The sequence below is a fragment of the Bacillus tequilensis KCTC 13622 genome (assembly GCF_000507145.1).
Lineage (GTDB): Bacteria > Bacillota > Bacilli > Bacillales > Bacillaceae > Bacillus > Bacillus tequilensis.
On record NZ_AYTO01000035.1, the window covers coordinates 1 to 8619 of the forward strand.

General features: G+C 35.4%; 6 protein-coding genes and 3 pseudogenes. 3 read left to right on the forward strand and 6 right to left on the reverse strand.

Annotation, left to right across the window (positions count from 1 at the left end; genetic code table 11):
• Positions 1-265 precede the first annotated feature (265 nt).
• On the forward strand, positions 266-466 hold the full coding sequence (locus V756_RS1000000124570; RefSeq protein ID WP_024715474.1) for a hypothetical protein: 201 nt from the start codon (positions 266-268) through the stop codon (positions 464-466).
• Between the two features lie 616 nt (positions 467-1082).
• Here the strand turns inward: V756_RS1000000124570 and V756_RS01000000122580 are convergent.
• The 4 genes and pseudogenes from V756_RS01000000122580 to V756_RS1000000124575 form a co-directional block, all read right to left on the reverse strand.
• A pseudogene (locus V756_RS01000000122580) lies at positions 1083-1775 on the reverse strand (phage portal protein); the annotation flags it as partial.
• A 180-nt stretch (positions 1776-1955) separates the two neighbouring features.
• A complete protein-coding gene (locus V756_RS0115630; protein WP_024715477.1) occupies positions 1956-2522 on the reverse strand; it encodes a cysteine hydrolase family protein in 567 nt (188 codons plus the stop codon).
• 248 nt (positions 2523-2770) lie between these two features.
• Positions 2771-3142 (reverse strand): annotated as a pseudogene (locus V756_RS01000000122585) (YrdB family protein).
• Between the two features lie 411 nt (positions 3143-3553).
• Positions 3554-3688 (reverse strand): hypothetical protein, encoded by a 135-nt coding sequence (locus tag V756_RS1000000124575; protein WP_255210045.1) that lies wholly within the window; start codon positions 3686-3688, stop codon positions 3554-3556.
• A gap of 57 nt (positions 3689-3745) precedes the next feature.
• Here V756_RS1000000124575 and V756_RS1000000124740 point away from each other — a divergent pair.
• Positions 3746-4323, forward strand: a pseudogene (locus V756_RS1000000124740) (site-specific integrase); the annotation flags it as partial.
• Positions 4324-4755: 432 nt separating this feature from the next.
• Here the strand turns inward: V756_RS1000000124740 and V756_RS0115650 are convergent.
• Positions 4756-5988: a ComF family protein gene (locus tag V756_RS0115650; protein WP_024715478.1), complete on the reverse strand. Its 1233-nt coding sequence runs from the start codon at positions 5986-5988 to the stop codon at positions 4756-4758.
• Positions 5969-7195 carry a DNA-protecting protein DprA gene (locus V756_RS0115655; protein WP_024715479.1) on the reverse strand — a complete coding sequence of 409 codons (1227 nt, stop codon included), beginning with the start codon at positions 7193-7195 and terminating at the stop codon, positions 5969-5971. Before V756_RS0115655 ends, V756_RS0115650 begins: the two co-directional genes overlap by 20 nt.
• Positions 7196-7479: 284 nt before the next feature.
• Here V756_RS0115655 and V756_RS0115660 point away from each other — a divergent pair.
• Positions 7480-8619, forward strand: a 1140-nt coding sequence (locus tag V756_RS0115660; protein ID WP_024715480.1) for a ribonuclease YeeF family protein, incomplete at its 3' end; no start/stop codon positions are given.

The following is an 8619-nucleotide window of genomic DNA, read 5'->3' on the forward strand; positions in this document are numbered from 1 at the left end:
TGCACCTGAAATCAGATGAATATGTAAAGAAACAGCACAAAACAAAAAAGCTTGTAGAAAAAAACACCGTTTTCTCTACAAGCTGAAAGCCTTCCTATTAGGAAGGCTTTTTCAGTTTTATTACACACTGCCGGAAACTGCGCTTCATATGAATAAGGGGAACGTTACTTCTTATACCATTAGACATATTACAGATTGTTCAATTTTTATATAATTGTTGGAAACGGTTTTTTCGTCTGCGATAATGAAATAAGAGGTGAAATCAATGAATGGTATAGAGTTTTTAGAGTCTGTGTTTCAACTGGGACAAATAATTTTATTGTTCTCCGGCTACGCCCTTTATTGGAGATTAGGTAAAACAAAAAAAGACCGAAGACTTACAAAATACGAAACTTTTCTTAGGTTCTTTGTAATGTTCGGCATATTTGCATGGGCACTTTCGTTTCTTGCCTTGCATTTGTGGTAACAATCTTCTGTCGATATTTTACTTATTTGTCTAATTTGCTTAACATTAAGTTACATTCCTTTTTTATTGCCATTTCAGAGTTCACACATGTTGAAAAGATTGTTTTTCTGGCGTCGATTTTCTTTCTTGCTATTGCCACAATAGCGCCAGCAGCTTCAGCAACACAATTGAATCCGGAGGACGGTTTAGATGGCTTAACTGAAGAACAAATTGAAAAGTCTGTAGCAGAAGTTGAGCACATCTTTACTAAAATTTAAGTTTTTGATAAAGAGACGGGGTATACAGTCAATGAGGACGAGCTTGAAAAAACTCCTTATCCTCCAGCTCAAAAAGAGGGCATAGTCGCTTTCGCTAATTATATGAATAAGGAATATAATTATACTGATGTAAAAACCAGTAGTGTTCAGGGATGTCTAGAAGATGCACTAAACTTAAGTAATGGTGCTTTGAATCAAGTTCAAAAAGCCATTGAAAAGGGCGATTGGTTGACTGTTGTAGGATTTCTAGGAACTATAGGTTTAGCAGTTTCCCCGCCAGCAGTATTTGCATTCTTCTTGCTCTGTGGTACTTCAGTGGCAAAGGTTGCTCCACAAGAAAATTGATAAATGGATTTTAAATCCCTTCTACAACCCGCATCTGTTTCGATATCAGCCAACGGTGGCATGCTGTTCCTGTACTCCTCTTCCTCCTCTTTCATCTTATGAAGCTCATACTGAACATCATCGACAAAGGACAAGAGAGAAAGGCGTGTTTCTTCGCTGATTAATCCTTTAAGTTACGATGTTGTCTGTGCCTCTTCAAGAACGTTGGCTGGAAGGTTACGCTTGAATCCGAACCATACTTTCAAATAATCTTCTGCTTTAGCTTTATTTTTCGTTGCCCAAGCTGAAAAGATCAACTTGTATTGATAACGGAGGGCAGCAGTCATTTTCCGTTCGATCGTGATGCACTTATTCTCAAGCGCAATCAATTTAAATTTCATTGCAACGCCAGTGATATTCCCGCCAAATGATTCATCAGAGAAATTGATCGACTTTGCAAAACGGAGAATGTTTTCTTCGAGCCGGTTCAAATGATTTTCAATAATCGCGTCATTTATATCTTTTGTTAGATAGCTCACATCGTCTTTTTCATCGTAAAGCTCAAGAATTCCAGTCTTTTTAAGTTGCTGGAGTGTGTCTTCATCTGCTCCCAATCCCTTTAGAATCAAGTAGGCCAGTCCGCACTGTTCAATTTCGTTTGAGACGTCTGACAGTGTCCGATCATAGGCATCAATAAGAGACAATCCCTTCTCGGCATCGCCTTTGACGTAATCCTTATACGCCTGAATATGCTTTTCGGCCATCTACATTCACCGCCGCTCCCTTCTGATTCGTGTTGTTTTGGAATAAAAAACGCCTTTCACTAAAGTGAGTTAGGCGTTTGTACTTAATAGTTATATTAGTGATTCAATTAAAAAGCGCCTGCCGATATTGTGTCATAATTTTATTCAGTGAGCTTTTATAAAATCAGTTATTAATTGTTCTGTTGTTAATATTGTGGCAAACTCATCGTGCAATGTGGCTATAGATACATTATGGATAGTATTTGCATCATAATATGTATTATTCTGATCCTTCATACCAAAGGCTGCCGTTGCATCAGAAATCAGGTATGTATCAAATCCTAAATTGCCACTCATTCTTGTAGTTGTTGATACACAGTGAGGCGTAGTTAAACCAGTTATTACTACAGTTGTTATTCCATTTAATTTTAAGAAATCTTCTAAATTAGTACCAATAAAACTACTATTTACTTTCTTGGTTATAATTACTTCTTCATCCATAGGTTTAACTATCTCCTTTATAGCAAACCCCTCATTCTTTGGATGAAATACAGATTGAGGTTTATCAGAAGTGTGTTGTATGTATATTACCGTCCAACCTTTTTCTCTCCACAATTGTAGTATCTTTCTAATGTTTTCTTCCGCCTCTAGGTTATTTCGTTCCCCCCATTTTTTATCATCGAAGGCTTTTTGTACATCCACAATTATTAAAGCTTTTTTCTTTTCTCCCACAAGAGAACCTCCTAAGTTGAATTTCTTATTTATTACTACATTTTAAATACTGATTTTACTTTTGTACACTGGGCTCAATGATAAATTTCAAATAACATCCTCCATACTGGGAAAACGTTCGAATATATTCCCTCTAAAACCACCACCGTGCTCAAGCCGTTAACCGCCAGTTGTCTATCCTGAGACTTACCAGAAGCAGTTTACAGAGAATATAAAAAAGCACTCTAAAAGGAGTGCTAAATTAAAGACTATTGATTTAGAAGCCATTTGATACGCTCAGCTGAAAATATATAGTGGAGTATTATAAGACATAGAAAGCTGAGACTAACTGTTTTTAAATCACTAAAATAAAGCGCTGCAACAGCTATTCCAAAGATCATTAATTCAATAACTAATCTTGTTATCCCGTTTACAGCTATTACAGTTTGTCCATTTCGACTAGGATCATTAGGTACTGCAAATACAGTCCAGATAATCATAACTACAATCGGTAATACAAAAGTTAGAACATATTAAAAAAAACCATTAAAATGGGTACAAGCAAACACCCCTATGGAGATTAGTGCAGCAATTTCAAGGGCGAATCTTAAAAGTAAATTAGTTTGGTTCAGTTTTTCCAACTCCTCTATATTAAAAAGCCCTCCTGCAGAAGATGCTCTTTCTCTACTTTATTTCATTGTATAGAAGTTTTTTTGTTCTTCCCCTTTTGATTCTCTTGGAGTTTTTGGAGAGATCGTCTCCACTTTTGAAGATATAATACCGACTGTTACTAATGCTCCAATTAATGCTATGACTACGAGTATTATGAAATATGACAAATTTCCCCCTCCTATCTAGATAATTATCCAAATAGCCAGGAATTTGTCTACAATTTGCAGAATTTGTCGAACGAAACTGTTGAATAAATCCACATTTCGTCAGAGGGTATTAACATGTACGTAATACTGCTGCTGTTTTAACACCGATAAACTATCAGCAATTGGCCGTTTAAAAGGTGTTTTGATCCCTGTCTCAAAAACGGGGGTCAGTCCCTAATTCAATACTTTTCTTTTCATGCTGTCATCCGGCAGAACCGCAATATCAAAGAATAAAACCACCGCAATCACCCCGAGAAGCCAGCCATTTGTTTTATCACGCTTTGCAATGATTGTTTCATCACCGATCATTTTTAAATCATCTGCTCTCACTCAAGAACAGGTATATATTGTTCGGGTACTTTTCATAATATTAAATGGCGTTTATATTATCTTGCAGCTCTAATCGGCGGGCTTCGTAGAGGAGAAGCTCTTGCTTGCGAATGGCACTTGGATGTAGATTGGGACAAAGGTGGAATATACGTAAATAGATCAATTTCTAAAAACAATTAACGGAGAGCCTCACGTTAAAAGTCCAAAGTTAAAAAGTTCTCAACGATTCGTTAAAATGCCTGATTTTTATACGGATGAGTTGGCTAAATATTATCGCATATGGAAGAAAGAAAAACTTATGCTCGGTGATACCTAGGAAGGCGGAGAACATCAATATGTAACCTTACTACTATACAACCCGTACCGCAAAATGGACTAAAATAAAAAAGAAGTACGGCCTAAAAGATGTTCGTCTTCATGACTTGCTGCATACTACGGTGGCTCTCCTTATGGAAGCTGGCGAAAATCTCAGTGCTATTCAAAGAAGAGCTGGACATGCCAGTGCTCGAACAACTAGTGATATTTATGGCCATGTTACCGAGAAACTCGAAAATAGCACAGTAAAACACTTTAACCAATTCGATCCTAGAAACCTAGCACAAAAACAGAGTTGATTTTGAATTCCCCTTCAAAATCAGCTCGAAAAAATAATTATTTCGTCCCCAATTCGTCCCCAACTCGATGAATGATGACAAAATCAATAAATAAGCAAAGTAAAAAACCCTTGCTGCGCAAGGGTTTAAGCTATGATTCCGACTGGGCTCGAACCAGCGACCTCTACCCTGTCAAGGTAGTGATTATCTTCTGAGCTATTAGTTTTATTCCTGACAAATACTTATCCATCAAGGGGTTGCAAAATTGATGTCTGATCTCTTCTGAATAAAAATTTTAATTGTTGGCAAGTTTGGGCAACAACTCGCCAACAATTTCTTAGCTATAAAAATTGAACCTAAAAAGGATTAATAAATTACTGTGGAAATAGATAATAACAAATACAGTGGAAACTTTTCTATGAAGTAAACAAAGAGGTTTAATTAATTTTAAATTTAGAACTTATCAAGAGTATTCGCTAACTTTATTGAATTTTCGGTCACCATTCTATTTAAGCCTTTTCCATAGGAAAGTGTCGGACATTGATGCTGATGGTAATGTTCACATCCGTAAAATGCTGAGAGATTCTTATTATTTAGTCTTAGATGGAGTCTTCCCCCACAGTTTTCACATACTATGTATCTATCTAAAAATTCATCAGCAAATTGATTTACCCCCAATACAACACCGGTCACTTTTTTTACACCTGCATTATATAACGTTTTTGCACATTCTAACATTGTCGCACCGGTTGTGAAGACGTCATCAATTATTACAACATGTTCTAAAGGTTCCATTAAATCAGCTTTAAATTGATTTCTGACATTGATAAACCTTTGTTCTTTGCCGAGATTTTTGTGAGTTGGGTAATTATTAATACAAATTAAATTAGACGATAAATCTTCGAATCCTAATTCAATTGATAGCATCTTAACTATAGGAGCAAGCCTATCCGCTTTTTCTGGTCTGCTTGGTACTCTTGTTATTCCACTTACAAGATTCTGTTCATTAATAAATTGAATAATCGGTTTATAGATTGATTTAAATAAATTATTTTGTGAGGTTTCACTCTTACTTTTAGTTATTCTTTTCGATAATTGAATAGATTCATATAAAGAGTGCTTAGGTCCAAAATATCTTCCTGCTGAAATCATTTCAACACTTGTTTGTTCAGATTGGGCAAAAAATCTAAACACATATCCTGAATTACTTAAAGGTTTATATTGTGTGATGTATGTTGTTACTATTTCAGAGAAATAACCGGTAGTTAAGTTAAATAATTGTGGAATTTTTTCTATTTCTTCCACTTTTAAATCCGGTAAATGCCCAATATCCTCATATAATATATGAGGATTTTTATTGTACAAAACTGTACCAATAGGCAAGTTAATAGCAGGCTTCAACTGTTGATGACTTTTTGAAACAACTAACATTTGATATGATTCAAATCCAGTAAGATCCATTGCACTTTCAATTATCTTTTGAGGGCCAAATATCTTATCTTGAAATGTTTCCTTTAACACTAGACTTTGAGGTGGAATTTTTTGCTCTAAGACTTCTTCACATTGTATAAATACCATACTCTTTCCCATATCATTTAATTGTTTATAAAGGTAACTAATTTCTTCGTCTGTAAATGCATCTAAATAAAGCAAAAGGCATTGTAAATCATTCGTCTTTAGAAACATATTTTACCGTTACCTCACTTATGTTTACTGGTGACTCTTCTGGCTCAGTTTTATAGTTTTGAAAAATTGCATTATTATTAGAAGCTAATTGAGACAAAAGATCATTGATTGTCGAAAACTTAAAAGCACCTCTCTTTGCAATATATTTATTTGGCCATTTCAACCTGTCATCATCAATTGCACTTTGAGGAATAAAGACTAAGCGACCTTGTTTTAAGGCGTAATCAGCTTGAATTAATGATCCACTCGTTTCTCCAGCTTCAATTATTACAGTTGCAAGGGACAAGCCACTCATTACTGCATTTCTCATTGGAAAATTCCATCTTTGTACAGACATCGAAGGTGCAAATTGGGAAATAACCAAACCTGTTTCTTCAATTTGCTTTTGGATCTTTATATTTTCTTTTGGATAATACTTATTTAGAGGTGTTCCAATAACAGCTATCGTAGGATTCCCCATACCTAAAGCCCCTAAATGGGCATTAGCGTCAATTCCTTTAGCTAAACCTGAAGCAACTACAATACGATTCAAACCTAATTTTTCAGCTAGTTTTCTCGCTCTTAAAGCGCCACTTTCCGTAGGGTTTCTCGTTCCAACAACTGAGATTGCATTGAATTTTAATAAATTTGGATTACCTCTCATAAATAAGAACATTGGAGCTTGATCAGTTTTGGCAAGAAGTGAAGGATACATATCTGTTCCTATTTTTACTATTATATCATCTTTTTGTAAGGTATCAAATCCTCTTTTAACCTTATCTGCTTCAAACTCGATGTCGTTTTTTAGGAAACCTGTGACTTCTGATAATTTATCACTAATACTGTGAATATCCTGAGTTAAATCTATTTCTGTTTCTAAATGATTATATATAGGATCACACTTTTTCACTTTATTCTTAAATAGAGCTAACAAGGTATAATAACAAATAGCATCATTCACTACTTCTTTACTGTTTACTTCTTCAATATTGTTAATAGTCTTGTTGCTTCCATATGTTTTTTCGATTTCAAATTTTCTTTCATATAACTCTTCTTTTAAGAATAACGATCCTGCTCTAGAAGATTTTATAGGTGAAATTTTTCCAGATTGAGTTAACTGATGGAGTCTTTGTGTACTTACATCTAAGTATTCAGCTGCTTCTTTAGTTAAGAGAATTTCTTTGGAAATGAATTCTTTTAATTCATTTATATTCTCAAATTTAATCATAGTAGACCTCCCATTATGTATAATGGAATTTTACACAAGTTCTTGATAATTATCAAGATGATTATCATCAAGAACCGATATGATTTTTTTTAATACCTCTGCTATTTTTGTTAACGTACTTGCTACCTTATATTAGCCAAAAAAAGTTCAAATACCTCGAACGATCTAGGTCAATGTACTTAGAACGAAATATTCATTTCATTCTTTCGATTCACATATTAGTCTCTTTCTTCATTCTTCCATGGTAATATCTTGTTAACGAATTCCAATGAAAGGATATGAACATGAAAGTATTTGAAGCTAAAACGTTGCTTTCTGAAGCAGATAAACGCGCAAAAGAATACAAAGAATTAAGAAGTCAGATGGTCAATCTAAAAAAGGCCTTTAAAGCCGTAGCTGATTTAGATGACAGTGAGTTTTCCGGAAAAGGCGCTGACAACATCAAAGCATTTTATCAAGACCACGCAGGTGTAGCTGACAATTGGATTGACTTACTTGATATGAAAATTGCTTTCTTGACGAGCATTTCAGGCACTTTAGAGGACGCCAGCTTATCTGATGCGTATATAGAAGAATCCTTCTTAGAACACGAGCTGGCTAATGCATACACAAAATCAAAATCCATAATGTCTGAACAAAAGAAAGCGATGAAAGATATCTTACATGATATCGACGATATTCTTCCGCTTGATTTGTTCTCGACAGAAACATTTAAAGACGAACTCGCCGACGCGGAGAACCAACGCAAAAAAACAGTCAATAAAGTAGGCAGCGTTGACGAAGCACTTGTTTCTGAATATGCTCAGTCAGAGCCAAATGAGCAATTCATCAAGAAGGACTTTCAAAAGCTTGAGGAATCCACAGGAAAAGGGAAAAACGCTACGCCCATTCACTACAACGCCAAGGCGTACCGTGAAAGTGACATACATAAGAAAAAAGGCGATATCGAGAAACAGACTGAAGCTTATTTGAAAATCAAGAAAGATGAAGCGAAAGAACGAGAAATCAAAGAGTTAAAGAAGAAGCTAGCTGACGGAGTAACGGATCCGGATGAATACTTAGAAATTGCCAAGAAGGTCGGCTATGAGAATCTTACCCCTGAACAGCTTGAATTTGTTTCATTTCTTGAACAGCGTAAAGCTTTCATGGATAACGGAAAAGAAGTGTTGCGAATCGTAGGTGATGGCGCTAAAGGTGCGATTGTTGGTATATACGATCTTGCCAAGGATACCGGTGAAGGAGCCATTCAATTCGGATGGAATATCGGTTGGACAATTGACAATCTTAACAAAGATCCTCAAAAAGTGCTGGATACCGTTTTGGAATACGACTATCAAGCTGCCTTTCAAAGTATGGTTGACACATTGAAGGATAATTGGGATACAAAAATGATTCACGGGGATGCATACACACGGCTGCACTAT